We start from the raw sequence: 22,729 nt of genomic DNA, 5'->3' as shown, positions 1-22,729 counted from the left end.
AATGGCGGGTTAATAGGGCATAAACGGCTAGCTTCCCGCACCTCACCACGGTAAAGTTAGCAACATACAATACATAAACATAATACAGCTTTGTCTGGTTGCGAGGAAATCATGAGATCGCCACATAATAAGGGCACGTTGTCTGTGCGCGTTTCTTGCTTGTTGCAACGTATCATTTTGAATGGTTTTCTACCCATTTTTTTGTTTTTCAATAGTGTCAATGCGTATCCATCGCTTGAGAGTAACCTGACGGGTATTTTGCCGGATGCGGGCTTGCAGATCGACGGTGCGGCTTATCCAGCTACGCCATTTAACGCATTCCGTTATGAAACTAACCGCCTGCGTAGCATGGTGTTGTCCTCGCCTGAGTCTGTTTTTCCAACCTTGAACCCACCGAACCCAGCCGCAGCCAGTGGGATGAGTGCGTTACTAGCGGGTAGCGATTTGTATCAGGAAATGGTGATTCATGCGGCATTGACCGGAGCGCGTCAGTTTGTTTATCAAAACGCCAGTGCGACGGCAGACCAAGAAACCAGTCTAAATAAAACCCTGCAAGAAGTGGATGCCGTGTTGGGTGTGACTGCTGCGAATACCACGGTGGATAATTTATCTGCATGGCAACAGCCGTTTGTGCTGACTTCCGCACGCGGGGCTAACGGTACGGTATGGCGGTTTAGCCCGCAGTTGGATGCTTCTACACCACTGACGAATACCATTCTTCAGCAACAGCCCGCAGTCTTTGCCGTGGCTGGTTTGCAAGTGACTGTGCCAGCCGCGCAAGTGCATAGCGTGAATAATCCGGCATCAGGACAGGGTGTGTGGTTAACCGAAAGCGAAAATCCGCAGGTGGTCAGTTGCCCTCAACCTTTGGCGGTTGGGCGCGAATGCGTTGCGTATTACGCCGGTGATGCGCTTGCTGCCCCTGCCACTTTATTGGTAGAAAAAACAGTTCCAGCCGTTGATGCTGCGGGTGCTGCAACCGTGTTGTTTGCACGCGACTGGAAGTCGGGCGGGGCAGATGCTGCTGCCGGACGTGATCAGTTTACGGTGCAATACAACGCAAATCTTGATCTTCCGGCGGGGCTTTATCAGTTTGTGATTAAGGCTGATGATCAAGTGCGGCTTTGGGTAGATGATCAATTGTTGTTGGATGGTAACGTGGGTGAAACCACCGCTGCCCGCAACTTGAGTGCTGATGTGGCCTTGTCCGGTTTGCATACCTTGAAGCTGGAATACACTGATTTAGCCGATGAAGCGGTGTTGGAACTGGGGATGCAACGCCTCGCTAGCAGTGCAGCAGATGATTGTTCTACCGTGCCGAGCGGTAAGTTTTGTGGGCAGTTTTTCTCAAATCGTTTGTTGAGTGGCACACCAGCAGCAATTGCATCTACGCCTACCATTGCGTTTGATTGGGGTAATGGTAAGCCGTTGCCGAGTTTGCCTGCTGCTGATAACTTCTCCTCCCGTTGGGTTGGTGATTTTCAGTTTGCAGCCGGGAATTACACCTTCACCACGACCGCTGATGATGGCGTGCGGGTATGGGTTGACGATGAGTTATTAGTTGATGCGTGGAAAGATCAACCACCAGCCACTTACTTCAAAAGCAAAACCCTGAGCGCGGGTAAGCATCGCGTCAAAATGGAATATTACGAGCGCGGTGGCGGTGCAGTAGCGAAGTTGAATTGGGAAAAAACCCAAAGCTGCGACAATATTCCTACCGGGCAATTCTGTGCGGAATACTACAACAACGTCGATTTCGTGGGTAATCCGGCAAAAATCCAAAATGAAACCGCGATTAATTACGAATGGCAAGATGGCGTACCGGCGCGGGGCGTTAATGCCGATAACTTTGCTGTGCGTTGGCAGGGTGATTTTGAGCTGGCAGGTGATTATCGGTTTCTCGCCAAAGCTGATGACCGGATGCGGGTATGGGTTGGCGACGACTTGATCATTAATTTGTGGGAAAGCAATGACGCAAAAGAACATTTCCACGATGTGTCTTTGCCTGCCGGAAAACATCGCATCAAAGTAGAAATGCGTGAGTACGGTGGTTGGGCGCGTGCCATGATGTCGTGGGAACAACGTGCCGATTGTGAAGGCGCACCTGACAACGCTTTTTGTGGCGCGTTTTATGCCGGTGATGCGTTAGCGGGTGAGGTATTGCGCACTCAAAAAGTGAATGCATTGAATGTTAACTGGGGTACTGGGCGCGTGATGCACGGCGTGCCCGCTGATATGTTCTCGGCTCGCTGGTTGGGTAAATTCGATTTCCCTACTTCCGGCTATTATCGTTTCAATACTGAGATGGATGACGGGGTAAAAGTGTGGGTCGGCGATCAACTGGTGATTGACCAGTGGAGTTCCGATTGGCGTTGGTCGGGTAAAGCGCAATCCGCACCGTTTATTGAAGCGGGTAATCATACCGTTAAAGTTGAATACCGTGAGCGTTACGGCGCGGCTTTCCTTAACTTGGGTTGGCAGTTAGTCGATGGTTGCGGCACAACCCCGGAAAATGCGTTTTGTCTGTCTTACTTCAATAATCAGGAATTGACAGGGATTCCGGCACAAGTGCTGAAAACCCCAGCTACGATTGATTACGCTTGGGGCGATGCGCAACCCGAACCAATGGTGTGGAGAGATGCCTTCTCCGCACGTTGGGTCGGTAAAGTAAACTTTGAAGATGCCACTTACCGTTTCGCTACGGATGTGGATGATGGTGTGCGGATTTGGGTCGATGGTGACGAGTTACCGTTGAATGCGTGGAGTCAGGTTTGGCCTAATTATGGTAAATACCAACTGCTCAAGAAAATGTCGCCCGGTTTACACGATCTGAAAATCGAATACCGCGATAGTTGGGCGGCTGCGAAGGCAAAAGTAACGTGGGAAAAAGCCCCTGATTGCAGCACTGTCCCGGATGGTCAATTCTGTGCGGCGTTCTTTAATGGCATTGGGTTGCAAGGTGCACCGTTGGATACGCGCTTAGACAATGCCATTAACTTTGATTGGCAATATGAAAGCCCTACACCTGCTGTTCCGCGCGATAATTTCTCGGCACGCTGGGTCGGTAATTTCACTTTTGCAGAAGGCGAATATACTTTTACCGCGCGTACCGATGATGGTTTCCGCCTGTGGGTTGGTGGCAAACCTTTAATTGACTCGTGGAAACCACAAGGTGCGACCACTTATACCAAGCGCGTTTTCCTGACAGAAGGTACGCATGAGGTTAAAGTCGAATACTACGAAAGTGGCGGCGGTGCGGTAGCGCAATTGGCATGGCAAATTGATCTGTCTGGGCAACCGCAAGCACCGGTCAATTTAAAAGCCAGTCAAGTGACGCAAACAGCGGCTACTTTGGATTGGACAGCGCAGGAGTTAGCCAGTTCTTACCGCGTGTATCGTGATGGTGAGTTGGTTGCAACAGTCACTACGCCCAGGTTTACCGATACCGATGTGACTGTTACCCACAGCTATGCCTATCGTGTGACTGCGTTGTGGGCGAGTGGGCGTGAGTCATTGCCAAGTACTTTGAACGTTACCATCCCGGATACGCAAGCACCGACCCAACCCGAGAATCTGAGAGCGCAGGCGGTAACGGGTGATTCGATCCAGTTGGTGTGGCAAGCAGCCAGCGACAATGTGGCAGTGGCACGTTACCGGGTATTGCGTGATGGGGTACAAGTGGCAGAAACCACTACACCAAGTTTCACCGATAACGGTTTGAGCAGCTTTAGCCGCTATGCGTATAACGTGTTGGCGTTGGATGCCGCAGGCAATGTTTCCCTGATGTCGAATCCATTGACCGCGTATACCAGCGATGGTACGCCGCCTTCTGTGCCACAAGCGTTACAGGCGTTTGCGGATAAAGGGCAAGTGACCTTAAGTTGGCAAGCGGCTACCGATAATGTGGGTGTTGCGGCTTACCGGATTTTGCGTGATGGACAGGAAATTGGCACAAGCACCGCAGCACGTTTTGGTGATAGCAGCGTACAGCAAAATACTACCTACCGTTATCAGGTAGTAGCAGTCGACAGTGCAGGTAATCGTTCTGAGTCGAGTGCGGCGGTTAGTTTACTCAGTGGTGATTCCACCGCGCCGAGTGCCCCGGCAAATATGAGCGCGAATGCGGATGCCACACGCTTGCAAGTGGCACTGCGTTGGGATGCGGCAAACGATAACGTGGGCGTGGCTCAATACCGTGTATTGCGTAACGGGCGTTTATTGGCAGTCAGTAAATTAGCTACTTACACCGATACAGATGTGCAGCTTGGCAACACCTACCGTTACAGCGTGACGGCGGAAGACGCGGCTGGAAATGCCTCCATTGCCAGCAATGCCGTGGAAACCAGCTTATCCGCCATTTGCGAATCGACTCAACTGTATTACCAGCAACAAGTGGAAACCCATGTTGGTAACTGTGCCAGTTGTCACGTTGCTGGCGGTATGGCGCAAAACAGTCGTTTGATTTTCAGCACGGGTGACAATGCCAGCGCACGTAATCTCAATGCGTTGAATGCCATTACCCAAACCGTAGGCAAAACCACGGTATTGCAAAAAGCCAGCGGACAAGTTGCGCACGGCGGTGGTGCGGTATTGCCTGTAGGGTCAGACGCATTGCAAGTGTTTACTACTTTGCTGGATAAATTAGCTGATCCACAGCAGTGTGATGCCGTCAATACCAGTACCGGCGTGGCTGTTTTGGTGGAATCAATGGCAGCAAACTGTGCGTCCTGCCACGGTACGAACGGTGTCAGTCATGGCCCCGCGACACCGGGTCTGGCGGGAATGGATAGCCACTATTTCAGTAAATTGATGCGTGATTACCAAACAGGCAATCGTGCTTCTACTGTCATGGGGCGGATTGCGAAAGGCTACAGTGCGCAAGAAATTGACCAACTGGCAACGTTTTTTGCGGCGCAAACCTTCAAGGTGACTGAGCAAACCACCGATGCAGCCCAAGTGGCACGTGGGCAGGGCTTACATCAGCAATATTGCGCGAGTTGCCACACGGCGAATGGGCGTGATGACAGTTTGACGGGCGTGCGTTTAGCTGGGCAGTGGCAGCCTTATTTGGAACGTACTCTGCAAGATTACGCCGCCAAACGCAGCCACGCACCAACCGGCATGGCAAATCAGCTAAGCGCGTTGCTGGCGCGTGAAGATGGGGAAGCGTTGAATGCATTAGCAGCATTTTATGCGAGTTCCTCAGCGGATAGCCAAGCTCCTGATGCCCCTGAGTATGTGGAGGTGGCTGCATACACGCCAACGGGTGTGACCTTAACTTGGATGGATGCTTCCGATGAATGGGGTGTGTCTTACTACGAAATTTACCGCGATGGCGTATTGATTGGGCGCAGCCGTTACAACAGCTTTACGGATACCGGCTTAGCGCAAGGCAGTTACCGTTACACCATCGTGGCTGTGGATGCCTCTGGCAACCGTTCGGTGGTGAGTAATGAAGTGGTGGCGAGTGTTTCCAGCGAAACCGCGACACCGAATGGGGTGCAATTGCTGGATTACCCAGAAACCTTGCGTAAAGCAGCGGTGCTATTGCTGAATCGTACCCCGACAGCAGCAGAATTGGCGGCAGTGACTTCTGAGGAAACCTTCCGCAGTACGCTGCGTACCATGCTGGATGCGGCTGGGGCATTGAATCCGTTTGTGTACCGCGCAGGGCATGAAGTGTTCTTGAGCAATGGTGCGGCACGGGTTAATAGCGGTAATGGCGGCATCCAAACGATGGACTTCCCTGCATTAGCGACGCTCACTACCGCCGAAATGAACATTGTCAGCGATACGATTCGTAAAGAGCCGGTGTTCCTGATGCAGTACATTGTGGGCAGTGACCGTCCTTGGACAGAAGTACTGACAGCAGATTACACCGTTTTGAACCCCATGTTGTCGAAAGCCTTGGGTGCGCAACCCTTGGAAGCGTTTACGAATGTGAGCGATCAAAGCGAATTGCGCCCCGCACGTATTCCGCAAGTATCGGCGCGTTTTGCGAATAAACCATTCCCGCACGCTGGGGTGTTGACGACGAATGCGTGGTTATCGCGCTTCCCAACCACCGATACTAACCGTAACCGTCACCGTGCCTCTAAGGTTTACAAGCAATTCTTAGGTCTGAACATTGAAGCTTTGGCGCAACGCCCGTTGAATGACAGCGGCAATGGTAATTTCCGAGTACCAACCATGGAAAATCCGAACTGCATGGTTTGCCATACAGTAATGGATCCGGTGGCGGGTGCATTTAAGGAATGGGGTAATAATGCCCGTTACCTGCAAAACTTTAACGGTACGCAAGGTGATAAAGATTCCTTGGCGGGTGCTTACAAATCTTCTTCTTATCCGCTGAGCCATTTGGGGCAGGCGTGGTATCAAAAAGGTGATTTGTGGTATCGCGATATGTTGATGCCGGGATTAGATGGCAAAGCCATGCCGGGAGGTTTCACAGGTTTCGGTAGTGAAACGTGGGTGGACAGCGTTAACTTGTTGGTTAACCCATCAGCAGAGTCCGGGGTATCGGGCTGGACAACCGTAACAGGTAAAGCAGAAGCCAGTAATAAAGCCGGGTGTTCACGCATTACCCGTGACCCTAAGTCTGGGCAGGCATTGTTCCACCTTGGTGTGTGTAATCAAGTGACGGCTGAAACCTTGTTGCAACAAACCATAGACATTACTAGCCATGCCAGTGTAGTCGATGCAGGTAAAGCCGCAGTCAACTACGGTGCTTACATGAGTACCAAAGGTAGCGGTGATATTCCTTCCGTTTGGGTAACGTTTGTTGGCACGGATGACAAGGTGTTGGGTGAAAGCCGTATCTTGTTAGAAACGATTGGTTGGACATGGGGTAATCAAAAGGCTGAGCAGGCTGTGCCGGTGGGAACCCGCCACTTGCGCTTTAATCTGCGTGGAGTGCGTTCACCGAATACCTGGGCGGATAAATTCCTTGATGTGTATGCGGATGATGTCTTCCTGACGCTGAAAACACCTGCCAGTAACGTGGCAGCGGCGGAAGGTTTGCAAGACAGCCTGCAATGGTTGGGTAAGCATTTGGTTGCGGATCAACGCTTTGCCAAAGGCGCGGTGCATTTCTGGTATCGCACACTGTTCAAACGTGAACCGTTGACTGCGCCAGTAAATCCGGCAGCGGAAGGTTACGCACAGCAAATGGCGGCGTTTAACGAGCAAGATGCGCAGCTCACTACTTTGGCTGAACAATTCCGCCAAGATAGTGGTCACGGTGTCTGGAACGTTAAAGACTTGCTAATCAATATGGTGGCTAGTCCATTGTTCCGTGCGGAATCTGGCTACTTGGACGCGACGGGTAAACAGGCGATACCTGATTTGGGGATTGCACGTTTACTTACCCCAGAGGAAATTAATGGCAAACTCAAATCGTTGGTGGGTGCTGAATGGTCGTCGTTCCGCCCTGAACGTGCGTGGAGTGATCGCATGGGCTTGTTCTACGGTGGTTTTGACGGGGGTAGTTTGAAGCCAACGCCTAACACCGAAATGAACACGCTCATGAGTAAAATTCCTGAACGCATGGCGATTGAGCTTAGTTGCAATACGGTTTACAACGATTTCCTTAACAAGGCGACTGAGCGTAAATTGTTCCGTTTCGTCGAAGCTACCGACACACCAACTCTGGAAGAGTTGGGCGATAGTCAGGCCAATATGTTGTTGAATCCGGGTGCGGAACAAGGCATGGCAAGCTGGGTGATTGAGCAAGGTACGGCACGTATTCTCTCAGGCAAGTCGGGTTGTGATGGCGGGCCGTCAATCCGTAACGGGCAGGCGATTTTCAACCCCGGCAGCATATGCAAAACCCCGACACCATTGGGGCGGATGTATCAGGATGTCGACGTTACCGCATGGGCGACGACGATTGATGCGGGTCAGGGGCGTGCTGTCTTCGGTGCAGCTTTACGGGGCTGGTCGACTAATAACGATGAAGCCAGCATTTCCCTCAGCTTCCGTGATGCCAGTGGCGTTGAAATTGGCACATCCGCTGTCTTGAGCAGTGCGCGTGACCGGTGGGAAAACTTCTCCACCTCGACCAATGTGCCAGCTAATACCCGCCTGATCCGCTTCGTGATGCAAGGGCGGAATTTGGGTGCAGCCAATAGCAACACCGACGCTTTTGTGGACGACACTTATCTGCGCGTCGTGGCTAATGGCAGCGATTACATGGCGGCTGGAGAAAAACGCATCCGCAGCAATATCCAATTCCTGCATAAACATTTGCTGAATGAAGATTTGCCTTTGGATGATGCGGAAATCGACCGTACTTATCGTCTGTTTAGTGAGGTTCAAGCCGATGCCAGCGGTGTTGGCACGAGTGCTTGCCGCCTTTACAACGATGGGGAAGACCCGCAGCGCACGAAACGCGCGTGGAGCATCGTAATGATGTACCTGTTGACCGATGCACGTTTCTTGTACGAATAAGGTGAGTGAGGAGAGTCAGGCATGAACAGACGCAACTTTTTAAAGACGCTGGGTGCTGTCGGGTTTGCTACCTCACTGCCGTGGGTGAGCAACAGTGTACAGGCGGCGAATTTGCATACCGGGAAAATCCTGTTAACCCTGAATCTTGGTGGGGGATGGGATCACAGCTCGTTTTCCGACCCGCGTAATAACCCGCTGGTTAATCGCTGGGCAAGCACGCAGGTGGCAGGTGAAGCGGGTAATTTACGCTATGCACCCATGGCGGAAAACGCGGCATTTTTTGATAAATACCAGCGTTACATGTTGGTGGTGAATGGCATTGACATTCAAACTAACGGACATGAAGCGGCGGAACGCAATCGCAATACCGGCAATTTGATGCAAGGTTATCCGTCCTTGAACGAGTTGTACGCTGCGGTGGCAGCACCGACCGTACCTATGCCGTTTGTGCGTGATGGCGGTTTTTCGGAAACCGCCGGGATCATGCCATTCACGGTATTGCCGGATGAAACCTTGCTGCGTACCTTGGCAAATCCTAATTACTACGATGCGACGCGCAGTTATTACGCGAATTCGCACGTCAGTACCCTACAGCGTTTTCGCGACGAACGTTTGCAAGCGCAAGTAAGCCAGCCCAATAACCTCCCACGTTGGCAGGAAAAGCTCGATGAACTGCAACGCGCTCGCGCTGGTACGGGCGATATGAATTTGTTGGGAACGGTTTTGTCCGGCACGCTTGACCGCAACGATTTACAAGGGCAGGCGCGTAATGGCATTCAAAACATGCACCTGTTTTTGACCTTGGCAGCGGCAGGCATGACTGCAACCGGGTGTTTCAGCACAGGGGGGTTTGATACGCACGGCAACCACGACACTAACCATGCGAATGCGTTGATCAATACCACGCGCTTGCTGGATTATTTGTGGACAAAGGCTGAAGGCATGGGTCTAGCGGATCGTTTGGTAGTGCATGTCACTTCTGATGTGGGGCGCACTCCTAGTTACAATGCTGGTAACGGTAAAGACCACTGGTCATTGGGCAGTGACATTATCATGGCGAAAAACGCACTTTGGGCAAATCGCATCGTTGGCATCAGCGGCGCGACTCATGAAAAACGGGCGATTAACCCGAATACTCTGCAATTGAGTGAATCCGGGGTGCAATTGCAACCGCGTCACGTGCAGGCAGAGTTGCGCAAACTCCTCGGCATCGACACCCACGCACTTGCGCAACGCTACGACCTGAAAGCCGAAAGCATGGCATTATTCAACCCCGCAGTATCCAGCGGCATCACGGTTTAGGAGTACACACCATGACAAACGTAAACCGTCGACAGTTTTTGAAAGCCCTGAGTGCGGGTGGTTTGGTTTTGCTATCCGGCATTTCGACTCGTAGCTGGGGTGCAAATGCTAATGTGGTGATTATCGGTGGCGGTACGGCTGGTGCAACGGCTGCCAAGTACCTGAAACTCGCCGACCCTAGCATCAACGTTACCCTGATCGAAAAAAATGCACACTACTACACCTGTTACATGAGTAACGAAGTGTTGGGTGGCGGGCGCACTTTAGACTCGCTGAAATTCGGTTACGCGGGCTTGGAAAGACGCGGTATTACCGTGGTGCAAGCCGAAGTCACCGCCATTGATGCTGTGGCTAAATTCGTGCAAACCACTGCTGGTAACTTCCCCTATGATCGCTGCATTGTCGCACCGGGGATCGACTACCGTTACGAAACCATTGAAAATTACAGCGCGGATGTGGCGCAACAGATTCCGCACGCATGGAAAGCAGGTGAGCAAACCACCTTGCTGCGTTCCCAGCTTGAAGCCATGCCTAACGGCGGCACATTCGTAATGGTTGCACCACCCAATCCTTACCGTTGCCCGCCCGCGCCGTATGAACGTGCCAGCCAAGTTGCCAGTTATTTCAAAAAGCACAAGCCCAACAGCAAAGTGTTGATTCTTGATCCGAAAACCAGCTTTACCAAGCAAGCTTTGTTTGAAGAGGGCTGGATGCAGTTGTACGGTTACGGCAATGACGGTGACATGATTGAATGGGCATCGGGCGGAACCAATGCCGTCGTGAGTTTGGATGTTGCCACGAAAACCGTTACAACCGCAGGTGGCGAACGAATTGCAGCCAGCGTGTTGAACATTATCCCGGCACAAAAAGCGGGTGCGTTGGCGTTCAGTGCTGGATTAACCGATAGCAGTGGCTGGTGTCCGGTTGCCGTTGCTAGCTTTGAATCCACCTTGCATGACAATATTCACGTCATTGGTGATGCGTGTATTGCTAATCCGTTGCCCAAATCAGGTTTCGCCGCGAATTCGGAAGCCAAAGCCTGCGCCTTAGCCGTAGCAGCGTTATTGAACGGGCGCGAACCGGGCAGAACCTCGTTTTCCAACGGTTGTTACAGTTTAGTGGGCGATGATTACGCGATTTCCGTGGTTGGCATTTATCGGCTATCTGCTAACGGCACAACGATTGAAAGTGTACCGAATGCAGGCGGCACATCACCCTTAGCAGCGGCAGAAGAAGAACGTTTAATCGACGTGCAATACGCTTACAGTTGGTACAACAACTTTACGCAGGATGTGTTCTTTTAAAGCTGGTAGAATCCGACACCATTGCCTGTCAGAGGTGTCGGAGTCTAAATATCAGCATGAGTCGCAGCAGAAAACCCCGTGGCGTAAAAAACAGCCCACTTGTCGAAACCACTATCGAATCCCTCACGCTTGACGGTCAGGGTGTCGCCCACATTGACGGCAAAACCGTATTCATTGACGGTGCGTTGCCGGGTGAAACCGTCGCTTTTCGCTACACCTCTTACAAAGCTAAACACGACGAAGGTAAGGTCGAAACCGTCCTTACGCCATCACCAGAACGGGTAGAGCCGCGCTGCGAACATTTCGGCGTATGCGGTGCGTGTAGCTGGCAACACATTTCGCTGGAAGGGCAGATTCGCCACAAACAGCAAGCCATGCTCAATAATCTTAAATACATCGGCAAAGTCGAACCTGAAACAGTGCTTGAACCTTTGACCGCTGAAGGGTGGGCATACCGTCGTAAAGCCCGTTTGGGTGCGCGTTGGGTGCGTAAGAAAGAGAAAGCGTTGGTGGGGTTCCGCGAAAAAGAAGGTGGTTTCCTCGCAGAACTCAACCGTTGCGAAATTTTACACCCTAGCATCGGCGAACATCTCACTGATTTTCAAGCTTTAGTGGGTGGCATGGAGGCGCGTGAAACCATTCCGCAGATCGAAGTGGCAGTGGGTGATAATGCCACTGCGCTGGTGGTGCGTCACATGGAACCCTTGTCTGACACAGACACGCAAAAATTAATCGACTTTGCCCGTGAAGGGGATTATCAGCTTTATTTGCAGCCTAAAGGCCCTGAAACGGTTCACTGCATTTATCCTGAAAACCCGACGTTGTATTACGAACATCCGCAGTTCAATACCAAAGTAGGTTTTGTCCCGCTCGACTTTTTCCAAGTTAATCAACCGCTCAACCGTAAAATGGTAGCGCGTGCCTTGGAATTGCTTGCACCTGAACCCACCGATACGGTACTAGATTTATTCTGTGGCTTGGGCAATTTTACTTTGCCATTGGCGCGTCATGCCGCGCAAGTGATTGGTGTGGAAGGCGATATGGCGATGGTGGAACGCGCTCGTGCGGCGGCGCACGCCAACGGCATTCACAACACCGATTACTACGCTTGCAACCTGATGGGCGAGGATTTACACCGCGAACCTTGGCTGAAAAAACACCGTTACGACAAGATTTTACTTGATCCACCGCGTGCGGGCGCGAAAGAAATCATTGAGCATATCGGCAAGCTCAAAGCGGGACGCATTGTGTATATTTCCTGCGATCCGGCAACTTTAGCGCGTGACGCGGGTGAATTGGTGAATACGCACGGCTATCGCTTAGTGAGTGCAGGGGTGATGGATATGTTTCCGCATACATCGCACGTTGAATCTATTGCGGTGTTTGAGAAATAGGCAAGAGGATAGTATGAATCTCATCCATCAAATTCATCAAGGTGAAAGCAAAACGCTGGAGTTAAAACGCCAGCTTCCACGTCATGAGCAAATTGCTCAGACGGCGGTAGCGTTTGCGAACACGAGTGGTGGCAAGCTGATAATCGGCGTGGATGATCATCGTAAAATTGCGGGTGTTGCTGAAACGGATATTTTTACCCTGCAAGACCAGATTACCAGTATTATTCTTGACCGTTGTTATCCGCCTTTATTGCCGGAGATTTACACTAGTAATATCAATGGTAAATTGGTGTTGGTTGTTGAGATTTTTCGTGGCAATTTAATGCCTTACTACCTTAAAGCCGAAGGTAAAAATAACGGTACATACCTACGTATCGGTGCTTGCAACCGTAAGGCTGAATTGTTGCAATTGGTTGAATTAGAACGTCAACGTATCAATCAAAGTTTTGATGAAGAGATTTGCCCTGAGTTTCGGCTACAAGAACTGGATTTAACCCCATTGCAAATCCGCTTTGCTGCCAAAGGTAAACCGCTGGATGATGAAAAGCTCAAAAATTTGAAGCTTGTCCGCCAAGACCAGGGGCATTTATTCCCCACGCAAGGTTTACTCATCTTGCTTGGGAAATTGCCTCATGTCACGACCAAATGTGCCCGTTTCAAAGGTACGGACATGAGCCTGTTCCTTGATCGTAAGGAATATACGGGTGATCTGTTCAGTCAATTGGAGCAAGCAGAAGCCTTTATCAAAAACCACATCAATCTGCGTGGTGAAATCAAGGGATTGCAACGTACCGATACTTATGAACTCCCTGAGGCTGCTTTACGTGAAGCATTGACTAACGCTCTTATCCATCGTGATTACACCAATCAGGGACGTGACATTAAAGTGGGTATATACGACGATATTGTCAATATTGTTTCCCCCGGTGGGTTTCCTCGTACGCTGACGGCAGATGGTTTGCGTGAAGGCCGTTCCGAAATCCGCAATCGCGTCATTGCTCGTGTTTTCAAAGAATTAGGCTATATCGAACAATGGGGGACTGGCCTGCAACGGATCAAAAAAACCTGTCTTGATCATGGTTTGCAAGAGCCACGCATCCGTGAAATTAGCGATTCCATTGATATAGAATTTCAGCGTCCGCGAGTATCCGGCATTTCCGAAGTGCCGGATACCGCCGGATACCGCCGAATACTAACCAGCAAGAATCCGTAATCCTCAAGCAGCTTGACCAGAATGGTATAATTACTGCTGCCCAAGTGATGCATTTGCTCTCGGTAAAAGAGCGGCGGGCGCGGGAAATTTTGAAACAATTGTCCGAAAAGCACCTGCTTGAAAAACGCGGTAGTGCCCGCAGTACTTATTACACCAAAATCAATCACTGACTAATAAGGACAAAATAATGATGTCAGACATGCAAACGCAACTCGAAAAACTACGTCAACAACTGCGTTATCACAATCATTTGTACTACGTACTGGATGACCCACAAATCCCCGATGTGGAATACGACCGCTTGTTCCGCGAGTTACAAGCACTCGAAACTGCACACCCAGAACTGATCACCCCCGATTCGCCCACGCAGCGCGTCGGGGCAGCACCACTCACCGAATTTGGCGAAATCAAACACGCCATTCCGATGCTGTCTTTGGGCAACGTGTTCAGCGATGAAGAATTGCTGGCATTCGACAAACGCATTCACGACCGCCTCAAATCCGACACGGAAACCGAATTCGTTGCCGAACCCAAGCTCGACGGTTTGGCGATCAGCATCCTCTACGAAAACGGTGTATTCACCCGCGCTGCCACCCGTGGCGATGGCGAAACCGGCGAAGATGTGACCCACAATGTGCGTACCATTGCCTCTGTGCCCTTGCGCTTGTTGGGTGAAGGCTACCCGTCGGTGTTGGAAGTGCGCGGCGAAATCTACATGCCCAAAGCCGGGTTTGAAGCCTTCAACGCCAAAATGCGGGCATTGGGTGAAAAAACCTTCGTTAACCCGCGTAATGCCGCAGCAGGCAGTTTGCGCCAACTCGATCCGCGCCTGACTGCGCAACGTCCGTTGGATATTTTTTGCTACGCGGTAGGCTTGGTGGAAGACGGCACAGTGCCGGATACTCATTACGCCATCCTGCAACAATTCCGTGCGTGGGGTTTGCGGGTGTGCCCTGATATTCGCATCGTGCAAGGTGCAGAAGGCTGTCTGGACTATTTCCGCGAGATTGGTGCACGGCGTAACAGCTTGCCCTACGACATCGACGGCGTAGTGTACAAAGTCAACAGCATTGCCACCCAACAAGAACTCGGTTTTATCAGCCGTGCGCCGCGTTGGGCAATCGCGCATAAATTTCCCGCGCAAGAAGAAATCACCGAACTCGAAGGTGTTGATTTCCAAGTCGGGCGTACTGGCGCACTCACCCCCGTTGCCCGTCTCAAACCCGTATTCGTCGGCGGCGTGACCGTCAGCAATGCGACCCTGCACAATATGGATGAAATCGAGCGCAAAGACGTGCGTATCGGCGATTTCGTGATCGTGCGCAGGGCAGGGGACGTGATTCCCGAAGTTGCCAGCGTGATCCTCGAACGCCGTCCCGCAGGTGCTGCACCGATAGTCATGCCCACGCATTGCCCCGTGTGCGGCTCAGAGGTGCAACGTCCCGAAGGTGAAGCCGTGGCCCGCTGTAGCGGCGGTTTGTATTGCCCCGCGCAAGTTAAAGAAGCCATCAAACATTTCGCCTCGCGCAAAGCCCTGAATATCGACGGTTTAGGCGACAAAATGGTGGAACAACTGTTTGATGCCGGTTTGATCCGCCACGTTGATGACCTCTACAGTCTGGATGTGGAAGCCGTCGCCGCGTTGGAGCGCATGGGCAAGAAATCCGCCGAAAACCTCATTGCCGCCCTCGAAAGCAGCAAATCTACCACGCTGGAACGCTTTATTTACGCGCTAGGCATCCGCAATGCAGGCGAAGGCACTGCAAAAGGTTTGGCACGCTATTTCGGCTCATTGGAAGCGATTCAAGCTGCGAATGAAGAAACGCTGAAACTAGTGCCGGACATTGGTGTGATTGTGGCGGCGAATGTTGCCCAGTTTTTCGCAGAAGCACACAACCGCGATACCATCCAGCACTTGCGCGATTTGGGTGTACATTGGCCGAACTACGAAGCCAAACCTGCCGAAGCTTTGCCATTAGCGGGCAAGACTTACGTGATTACCGGTACACTCAGTCGGGCACGGGAAGACATTAAAGCCGATCTGGAAGCGTTAGGGGCGAAAGTGTCTGGTAGCGTTTCCAAGAAAACCACGGCATTGATTGCGGGTGAGAATGCCGGTTCAAAGTTAACTAAAGCGCAAGAGTTGGGTGTGGAAATCTTGGGAGAAGACACTTTATCCGTTCTTTTGTGCCAATCGTAACAGGTCTGTAAAAAAAGCAGCGCGGAAGGTTGACAGTATTACCATCGGTCATTATTATTCGCAGCCTGTTCAGCGGGAATAGCTCAGTGGTAGAGCACAACCTTGCCAAGGTTGGGGTCGCGAGTTCGAATCTCGTTTCCCGCTCCAAATTTTTGAAGATTCTTTAACCACAGAATTTTCAGTTTCAAGCCTTCATATAAGCGGGAATAGCTCAGTGGTAGAGCACAACCTTGCCAAGGTTGGGGTCGCGAGTTCGAATCTCGTTTCCCGCTCCAATTTTTCTACGGTGGTTGTACCCACCGACCCAGGCTGAATAGCATAGGGGTAATGCACCGGATTGCAAATCCGAGTACCTCAGTTCGATTCTGAGTTCAGCCTCCAAATTCTTATTTCCTTATTAAATCAAATAGTTATAGTATCTATATTGCTTGCCCTACAGCAAAAATAAAGAGACACCCATGAACTACGAAGGCATCGAAACCCTCCCGCTACAGGAATACACCGAGAAAGCCTATCTCGACTATTCCATGTACGTCATTCTTGATCGCGCATTACCTCATCTTGGCGACGGCTTAAAGCCCGTACAACGCCGCATTGTTTACGCCATGTCCGAATTAGGGCTGACGGCAGCTTCCAAACACAAAAAATCAGCGCGTACTGTCGGTGACGTATTGGGTAAATTCCACCCGCACGGCGACTCGGCGTGTTACGAAGCAATGGTGTTAATGGCGCAACCGTTTTCCTACCGCTACACGCTGGTGGATGGGCAGGGCAACTGGGGTTCGCAAGATGACCCGAAATCGTTTGCGGCAATGCGTTACACCGAATCGCGTTTGACCGCTTACGCCAAAGTATTGCTGCAAGAATTGGGGCAGGGCACGGCGCAATGGCAGCCGAATTTTGATGGGTCATTGGAAGAGCCAACCATTTTGCCCGCACGTTTACCGAATATTTTGCTCAACGGTGGCAGCGGCATTGCGGTGGGGATGGCGACCGATATTCCGCCGCACAACTTGCGTGAAGTGGTAAATGCTTGCCTGCATTTGCTGGATCACCCCAATGCGACCTTGCAGGATTTGCATCAGCACATTCCCGCGCCGGATTTTCCTACCGAAGCCGAAATCATTACGCCGGCGGCGGATTTCCTCGCGCTCTACGAAAAGGGCAACGGCACGTTCCGAATGCGGGCGCGTTACGAAATTGAAGACGGCGACATTATTATTACTGCTTTGCCGTATCAGGTGTCGGGCAGCAAGATTCTGGAGCAAATCGCCGCGCAAATGCAGGCGAAGAAACTGCCGTTGGTGGAAGATTTACGCGATGAATCCGACCACGAACAGCCGGTGCGCTTGGTCATCGTGCCGCGTTCCAACCGCGTGGATGTGGACATGCTGATGTCGCATTTATTCGCCAGCACCGATTTAGAACGCAGTTACCGCGTCAATATGAATATGATCGGGCTGAATGGTCGTCCGCAAGTCAAAAACTTGCTGCATATTTTGACCGAATGGCTGACCTTCCGGCGGCAAACGGTGACGCGCCGCTTGCAATGGCGGTTGGATAAAGTCGAAAAACGCCTGCATTTATTGGCGGGTTTGCTGGTGGCATTCCTCAATATTGATGAAGTGATCCACATTATCCGCACCGAAGACGAGCCGAAAGCGGTGTTGATGCGCCGCTTCGAGTTAACCGAGATTCAGGCGGATTACATTCTCGATACCAAATTGCGCCAATTGGCACGATTGGAAGAAATGAAGATTCGCGGCGAATTGGACGAATTGGAAAAGGAAAAAGAAACCCTGCTGGCGTTGCTGGGTTCCGATACCAAACTCACCAGTTTGATCCGCAAAGAGCTGAAAGAAGACGCGAAGTTGTACGGTGATGCACGGCGTTCGCCCTTGCAAGAACGGGCGGCAGCACAAGTGTTGGATGAAACCGCGTTAACGCCTTCTGAGCCGGTGACGGTAGTGGTGTCGAAAATGGGCTGGATTCGGTCGGCAAAAGGGCATGATATTGACCCGGCTTCATTGAGCTACAAGCAGGGTGATGAATTCCTGACTTCGGTACGCGGGCGTTCCAGCCAGCAAGTGGTGTTGCTGGACAGCACCGGGCGCACCTATGCATTGCCTGCGAATGCCTTACCATCGGCACGCGGACAGGGTGAACCGTTGACCGGCAAGCTGGCACCACCGGCAGGCGCGAAGTTTCAATACGCGCTGATGAGCAAAGACAGCGATCAGTATTTGCTGCATTCGGCGGAAGGTTACGGTTTCTTGTGTGCCTTTGGCGAGATGCAAAGTCGGGTGAAAGCGGGCAAAGTGACTCTGACGGTGGGCGAGGGCGTAGCGATTTTACAGCCGTTGTTGGTGACGAGCATTGCCACCGATTCGCTGGTGTTGGTGTCATCATCGGGTTATGTGTTGGTGATAGGCTTGCAAGATGTGCCGCAATTGTCCAAAGGCAAGGGCAATAAGTTGATCAGCCTGAAAAAAGGCGGGTTGGGTATTGCCGATGAAACGGTGCAGTTTGCGGCGATTTTGCCTGCGAATGCGGCGTTGCTGATTCGTGCGGGTAAGCAGTTTAAAACTATCAAGGGTGCGGAATTGGAAGAATACCGCAGTGAACGCGCGAAACGTGGCAAATTACTTCCGAAAGGCTACCAAAACGTCACTGGTCTGGAGATAAGCGTCAATTAGTAGGGAAAACTTGAATCCCGCTACCCAAACCTTATATTGCTGCTAGGAAAATCAAACACAAGAGGTTTTGAGAAATGATGCGAGTACTTTTGTTGGTGTTGACCAACGTGGCTGTAATGGCGGTGTTGTTCCTTACCATGAATATTATCGGTGCAGTTTTTGGCATTGATATGAGCGCGGGCAGCACCGGAGCTATTTTGACGGTAGCTATCGTGGTGGGTTTTGGCGGTTCCTTCATCAGTTTGCTGATGTCTAAGTGGATGGCAAAGCGCAGCATGGGCGTGCAAATTATTGAAAATCCACAAACCGCACAAGAACGTTGGTTGGTGGAAACCGTGCGTCGCCAAGCGGAACGTTCCGGTATTGGTATGCCGGAAGTGGGTATTTTCTATTCGCCAGACCCCAATGCGTTTGCAACCGGAGCTAACCGCAATAATGCCTTGGTAGCGGTGAGCCAAGGCTTGCTGGACACCATGACGGCGGATGAAGTGGAAGCGGTATTAGGCCATGAAATTGGGCACGTTGCTAACGGTGACATGGTGACGCAAACCTTGTTGCAAGGCGTATTGAATACGTTTGTAATGATTTTTGCGCGTTTGATCGGTTTAGCGATTGATCGTTTCTTCAGTGGTAGCAGTGATGAGGAAAGCAGCAGTCCGGGTTGGGGTTATTTTATTGGCTCCATGATTGCGGAAATCCTGTTGAGCTTTGTAGCAACCGCGATTGTGATGTGGTTCTCACGCTACCGTGAATTTAAGGCGGATATTGCCGGTGCTGATTTGGCAGGTCGTCAAAAGATGATTAACGCCCTTAAGCGGTTGCAAGGTGCTCATGCGACTGAAGATTTGCCGGGTGAAATGGCAGCGTTTGGTATTGCGGGTGGCTTGGGAACCGGTTTGCGTAAAATCTTTATGACGCACCCGCCGTTGGAAGAGCGTATTGCCGCGCTGGAAAACATGCGTTAAGGATGACAGGCTAATGTCACAGATTAAAATCGGGATTGTAACGGCATCCGACCGCGCGAGTGCGGGGGTTTATGCGGATATTTCAGGGCAGGCTATTTTAGATACCTTGAAAGCGTATTTGGTGTCGGCATTTGAACCCGTTTACCGTTGCATCCCGGATGATCAGCAAGGCATTGAGCAAGTGCTAATGGAACTGGCGGATCACGAAGGCTGTTGTTTAATCGTGACTACCGGCGGCACGGGGCCTGCATTGCGTGATGTAACACCCGAAGCTACCGAAAATGTTTGTGAAAAAATGTTGCCGGGGTTTGGCGAGTTAATGCGTCAAGTGAGTTTGCAGTACGTGCCAACCGCGATTTTATCACGCCAAACAGCGGGTATTCGTGGTAAGTCTTTGATTTTAAATTTACCGGGTAAGCCTGCTTCGATTCGGCAGTGCCTGGATGCGGTGTTTCCGGCGATACCTTATTGCATTGATTTGATTGAAGGGCCGTACCTTGAGTGCGATCCTCAGGTAATTAAGGCATTTCGTCCTAAATCGTCTTGAACCTTTTGTGTAGCTCATGCGTCTAACTTTTCGTTAAGCCGTGAGTCAAGTTAAGTTGATTATTAAGCCCTGGAGTTGAGTCCGGGGCTTTTTTTTGCCTAGCGCAAAGCGGATTTATGCAGATTGACCGCTGAGAGGACGAAACATACAGCTTATCGGCAAGATTTGAGTTTCTTATCATTACCGGTGCATTTATCGGTATACTAGCATCCATAAATACAGTGTCTCCCCAATGAATAATACTAATAGGTGGACTTATGATGCGCACGAGTACGCATTCTCGCCCTACCCGACGGCAAGCGGGCTTTAGCCTGCTGGAAGTGTTAATCGCAACCCTAGTTCTTTCTGCGGGTTTGCTAGGTCTCGCCGGTTTACAAATTGCCGGTATGAAAACAACCCACAACTCCTACCAAATGCAGCAGGCAACTTGGCTCGTTCACGATTTGCTGGAGCGAATGCGCGTTAATCGTGCGGGAGCTTACGCAGGTAATTACAACGGCACATTGGATGGCGCGACGGCGTGTGGCACTGTACCCACTTGCGCGGTAGCGACGGCGTGTACCAGTGCGGAAACTGCCAATATTGACTTGTTTCAGGTGCGTTGTGGCACGGGTACGGTCGGTGGGGTGCGTAATGACTTGATGGGCGCGTCATTAACGGTCACTTGCGTGGGCGGGGTGTGTCGTAATGGAGTCAACATTAACGTCGTATGGAGTGAGCGTAATTCCTCCAGCAAGGTAGGTAACAATACCGAACAATCCAATATCAATCTGAACGCGGTTTTGTAGGGAACACACGGTATGTCTAATCATAAATATCAACACGGTGTCACCCTGATTGAAATGATGATCGCAATGGTAGTCAGCTTGGTGCTGGTTGCCGGGGTGGGAACTGTTTATTTCAGTAGCAAACGCAATTACCAAACGCGCGATGAGCTTTCACAAATGAATGAGTCCGCGCGTTCTGCATTGGAAACGTTGCGTAAGCACTTAGAGCACGCGGGTTATGCCACACCCAGTAAATTACCGTTAGGTGCATATTTCTTTGTCAATGGCGATCCTAATCCCGTGTCGCAAGAGTGCGGTGGCGGTAAAAATAATCTTCAAGATGCGACCGACTTTACTGGGCGTGGTACTCGTGATGCCTTTAATGCTAACGGCGATGCAATCAGTGTGCGTTTTTTAGGTGACAATAATCTCTTTACCGATGCTGCGGGTGCTTCATTACCTGATGAGTGCCGGGTGGGGAAAGCGGCAAATATGAATGCCAGTCTGATTTATAACGCTTTTCATGTTGATAATGATGGCACAACCCGTGATAGCAACAATGTGTTTGTACCTATCTTATACGCGGTTGGTTCCAATTGGGATAATCGTCAGCCGATTGTGAATGGGGTTGAAAATATCCAATTTCAGTACGGCATTGATGGGGATGGTAACGGTACAGCCGACCGTTTCGCTAATGCAACGAATGTAGGTGCGGCAAACTGGGAACAGGTGGTGAGTATTAAGGTGGCTTTATTGGTGCGCTCATTAGGTAATGTCCTAGAGGCGAATTCGGTGCGCACTTATAACTTATTGGATGCCACGGTGACGACACCCGCTGACCGTTATCAGCGTGCGGTTTATACCACTACCATTCAATTGCGCAATGTCGTGGATAACTAGAGGAATGAGCATGAAGCAAACACGTTATGCCAAACGCGAACAGGGTTCAGCTTTGTTGTGGGGTTTGGTGATTTTATTGGTGATGACGGTAATTGGGGTGGCGGCTTCGCGCATGGCGGGTACGGACAGTCGCATTGCCGGTAATCAGATGATGTACATGCTGACGTTTCAGGGTGCGGACTCGATGTTGCGTAAATCAGCCAGTTTGTTTGAAGTGTTACGCACAGCGGAATCAACCACGGCGTTGCCCGCGAGTGCGGATGCTGGGGTGGTGCGCTTACGCACGCTTTCCGGTGCTGATGGCTATAGTGATGCCGCCAGCGGAGTGACCGCCGCCGGTTTTGCCACAATGGGCAGTGCGCAAGGTTGCCCGCCATTACGCGGTGTTGCCATGACCACAGAAATGACCCCGGATACCGGCGGTTTGGCGTGTCGGGTGTTTATTACCGAGGCCAACGCGATGTTAACCGGAACTGGCGCACGTAGCAGGCACGTTGAGGGGGTTGTGAAACCCGTTCCGCCCACCCCATAACGCTCTACTCATTAGGAATAACACAATGATAACAATGATAAAACCTACCCAACGCGGCTTCACCTTAGTTGAAATGATGATCGTGGTAGCGATTATTGGCATTTTAGCAGCGTTTGCTTACCCCAGTTATGTGCAGCACGTGCAAAAAGCCAAACGTTCGGATGCACATGTTGGTTTGAATGAGGTTTTCCAGCGTCAGGAACGCAGCTTTCTGCTGAATCGCACTTACTCCACCACATTGACGGGGTTGGGTTACGACTCGAATAGCCCCACGACCCCTGAAGGTGAATACACCTTGGCACTGAGCGGTGTTACGCAAACCACCTTTACGGTCACAGCGACACCCGTAACGGGAAAAACGCAGGCCAGTGATAGCAAATGCAACAGTATTATTTTAGATCAGCGCGGCGCGAAGTCGGCAAAAGACAGTAGTAATAACGCTTCTACTGTTTGTTGGTAAC

General features: G+C 51.2%; 13 protein-coding genes and 3 tRNA genes. All 16 read left to right on the top strand.

The genetic code is table 11. The features are described from left to right. Positions 1-111: 111 nt before the first annotated feature. The 16 genes from J9260_RS10585 (at position 112) to J9260_RS10510 (ending at position 22,728) form a co-directional block, all read left to right on the top strand. A complete protein-coding gene (locus J9260_RS10585) occupies positions 112-8,448 on the top strand; it encodes a PA14 domain-containing protein (protein ID WP_210217744.1) in 8,337 nt (2,778 codons plus the stop codon). 21 nt (positions 8,449-8,469) lie between these two features. After that, positions 8,470-9,750, top strand: coding sequence for a DUF1501 domain-containing protein (locus J9260_RS10580; protein WP_210220773.1), 1,281 nt, complete (start codon positions 8,470-8,472; stop codon positions 9,748-9,750). Positions 9,751-9,761: 11 nt separating this feature from the next. Further along, positions 9,762-11,054 (top strand): NAD(P)/FAD-dependent oxidoreductase, encoded by a 1,293-nt coding sequence (locus J9260_RS10575; protein ID WP_210217743.1) that lies wholly within the window; start codon positions 9,762-9,764, stop codon positions 11,052-11,054. 56 nt (positions 11,055-11,110) lie between these two features. Then, complete coding sequence (gene rlmD / locus J9260_RS10570) at positions 11,111-12,448, top strand: 23S rRNA (uracil(1939)-C(5))-methyltransferase RlmD (RefSeq protein ID WP_210217742.1); 1,338 nt, start codon at positions 11,111-11,113, stop codon at positions 12,446-12,448. Between the two features lie 13 nt (positions 12,449-12,461). Continuing rightward, positions 12,462-13,661, top strand: coding sequence for an RNA-binding domain-containing protein (locus J9260_RS10565; protein ID WP_210217741.1), 1,200 nt, complete (start codon positions 12,462-12,464; stop codon positions 13,659-13,661). Positions 13,662-13,851: 190 nt separating this feature from the next. Next, positions 13,852-15,861 (top strand): NAD-dependent DNA ligase LigA, encoded by a 2,010-nt coding sequence (gene ligA / locus J9260_RS10560; RefSeq protein ID WP_210220772.1) that lies wholly within the window; start codon positions 13,852-13,854, stop codon positions 15,859-15,861. Between the two features lie 72 nt (positions 15,862-15,933). After that, positions 15,934-16,008 (top strand) — tRNA-Gly (locus J9260_RS10555). Between the two features lie 53 nt (positions 16,009-16,061). Continuing rightward, positions 16,062-16,136, top strand: a tRNA-Gly gene (locus tag J9260_RS10550). Between the two features lie 32 nt (positions 16,137-16,168). Then, positions 16,169-16,242: transfer RNA gene (locus J9260_RS10545), tRNA-Cys, on the top strand. Positions 16,243-16,319: 77 nt separating this feature from the next. Continuing rightward, positions 16,320-18,557: a DNA topoisomerase IV subunit A gene (parC, locus tag J9260_RS10540; RefSeq protein WP_210217740.1), complete on the top strand. Its 2,238-nt coding sequence runs from the start codon at positions 16,320-16,322 to the stop codon at positions 18,555-18,557. 74 nt (positions 18,558-18,631) lie between these two features. After that, a complete protein-coding gene (htpX, locus tag J9260_RS10535; RefSeq protein ID WP_210217739.1) occupies positions 18,632-19,522 on the top strand; it encodes a protease HtpX in 891 nt (296 codons plus the stop codon). Positions 19,523-19,535: 13 nt separating this feature from the next. Continuing rightward, positions 19,536-20,069, top strand: coding sequence for a molybdopterin adenylyltransferase (mog, locus tag J9260_RS10530; protein ID WP_210217738.1), 534 nt, complete (start codon positions 19,536-19,538; stop codon positions 20,067-20,069). 257 nt (positions 20,070-20,326) lie between these two features. Further along, positions 20,327-20,857 (top strand): type IV pilus modification protein PilV, encoded by a 531-nt coding sequence (gene pilV, locus J9260_RS10525; protein WP_210217737.1) that lies wholly within the window; start codon positions 20,327-20,329, stop codon positions 20,855-20,857. 12 nt (positions 20,858-20,869) lie between these two features. Further along, positions 20,870-21,736 (top strand): PilW family protein, encoded by an 867-nt coding sequence (locus tag J9260_RS10520; protein WP_210220771.1) that lies wholly within the window; start codon positions 20,870-20,872, stop codon positions 21,734-21,736. Between the two features lie 10 nt (positions 21,737-21,746). Continuing rightward, complete coding sequence (locus J9260_RS10515) at positions 21,747-22,268, top strand: pilus assembly PilX family protein (RefSeq protein ID WP_210217736.1); 522 nt, start codon at positions 21,747-21,749, stop codon at positions 22,266-22,268. Between the two features lie 25 nt (positions 22,269-22,293). Beyond that, on the top strand, positions 22,294-22,728 hold the full coding sequence (locus tag J9260_RS10510) for a type IV pilin protein (RefSeq protein ID WP_281419386.1): 435 nt from the start codon (positions 22,294-22,296) through the stop codon (positions 22,726-22,728). Position 22,729 lies beyond the last annotated feature (1 nt).

Origin of the sequence: Thiothrix unzii (assembly GCF_017901175.1) — a bacterium.
GTDB classification, from domain to species: domain Bacteria; phylum Pseudomonadota; class Gammaproteobacteria; order Thiotrichales; family Thiotrichaceae; genus Thiothrix; species Thiothrix unzii.
Note: the sequence above shows the minus strand (reverse complement) of the source record. Positions and strands in the feature narration are given on the sequence as shown.

Excerpts from the sequence above, each read along its gene's own strand:
- J9260_RS10585 (WP_210217744.1), top strand. The coding sequence starts at position 112 with ATGAGATCGCCACATAATAAGGGCACGTTGTCTGTGCGCGTTTCTTGC.
- J9260_RS10580 (WP_210220773.1), top strand. The coding sequence starts at position 8,470 with ATGAACAGACGCAACTTTTTAAAGACGCTGGGTGCTGTCGGGTTTGCT.
- J9260_RS10575 (WP_210217743.1), top strand. The coding sequence starts at position 9,762 with ATGACAAACGTAAACCGTCGACAGTTTTTGAAAGCCCTGAGTGCGGGT.
- rlmD (WP_210217742.1), top strand. The coding sequence starts at position 11,111 with ATGAGTCGCAGCAGAAAACCCCGTGGCGTAAAAAACAGCCCACTTGTC.
- J9260_RS10565 (WP_210217741.1), top strand. The coding sequence starts at position 12,462 with ATGAATCTCATCCATCAAATTCATCAAGGTGAAAGCAAAACGCTGGAG.
- ligA (WP_210220772.1), top strand. The coding sequence starts at position 13,852 with ATGTCAGACATGCAAACGCAACTCGAAAAACTACGTCAACAACTGCGT.
- parC (WP_210217740.1), top strand. The coding sequence starts at position 16,320 with ATGAACTACGAAGGCATCGAAACCCTCCCGCTACAGGAATACACCGAG.
- htpX (WP_210217739.1), top strand. The coding sequence starts at position 18,632 with ATGATGCGAGTACTTTTGTTGGTGTTGACCAACGTGGCTGTAATGGCG.
- mog (WP_210217738.1), top strand. The coding sequence starts at position 19,536 with ATGTCACAGATTAAAATCGGGATTGTAACGGCATCCGACCGCGCGAGT.
- pilV (WP_210217737.1), top strand. The coding sequence starts at position 20,327 with ATGATGCGCACGAGTACGCATTCTCGCCCTACCCGACGGCAAGCGGGC.
- J9260_RS10520 (WP_210220771.1), top strand. The coding sequence starts at position 20,870 with ATGTCTAATCATAAATATCAACACGGTGTCACCCTGATTGAAATGATG.
- J9260_RS10515 (WP_210217736.1), top strand. The coding sequence starts at position 21,747 with ATGAAGCAAACACGTTATGCCAAACGCGAACAGGGTTCAGCTTTGTTG.
- J9260_RS10510 (WP_281419386.1), top strand. The coding sequence starts at position 22,294 with ATGATAACAATGATAAAACCTACCCAACGCGGCTTCACCTTAGTTGAA.